Below are 651 nucleotides of genomic sequence, written 5' to 3'. Positions count from 1 at the left end.
GCGACGCGCTTAGTCGGTGCGGATGTGTCCGGCTGACTTCCGCTTCCCTGCTGCTGCCAATTGCATCACCGAATCCACATCTAACTCCTGCCGGACCGAGGGCCGAATGGCCCCAAGCGTGAACATGGTGTTAGGCGATGCCGCCTGAGATACATTCAAATTAATTCTCTTTCCATTTCAATTGAAACTATTTTCTTATTATCTTGATTCATTATTATTTTATATCCACACGGCTTAAAACCCTGATTGCAATAAAAAATAAGAGCTCTGGTATTAGTGTTATGGCAAAATAATTTCATCTTTTTAATATCATGTTCATTTCTGGCCTTATCCATCATTGTGTTAATTAAATAATCAGACACACCTTTGCCTCTATAGTCAGGACTAACGATTACATTACCTAACCAACAAACAGAATCTTCATGATTCATATCATATAGATTTGCATATGCAATAGCTATTTGGGTGCTAGTATCAATAATTACTGTGGGACTAAGTCTATTTTCTAGGATCTTAATAATTTGATCAGGTGTTAATGGATATTCAAATCGAGGACTAATAAAAAATAATTCTTCTACATTCAACGGAAACGAAGAGATGATTTCTAAATCTTCTTTCATTAGATTTCTATGAGATATCATGGTTTTCCCC

The 651-nt window shown here is 36.9% G+C and carries 1 protein-coding gene; it reads right to left on the bottom strand.

Features of this window, described 5'->3' with window-relative positions; genetic code table 11:
• Nucleotides 1–155 precede the first annotated feature (155 nt).
• On the bottom strand, nt 156–651 hold a 496-nt coding region (locus tag ACFPOF_RS24000; RefSeq protein WP_378137446.1), incomplete at its 5' end, for a GNAT family N-acetyltransferase.

Origin of the sequence: Cohnella soli, assembly GCF_042655525.1 — a bacterium.
GTDB classification, from domain to species: domain Bacteria; phylum Bacillota; class Bacilli; order Paenibacillales; family Paenibacillaceae; genus Cohnella; species Cohnella soli.
Note: the sequence above shows the minus strand (reverse complement) of the source record. Positions and strands in the feature narration are given on the sequence as shown.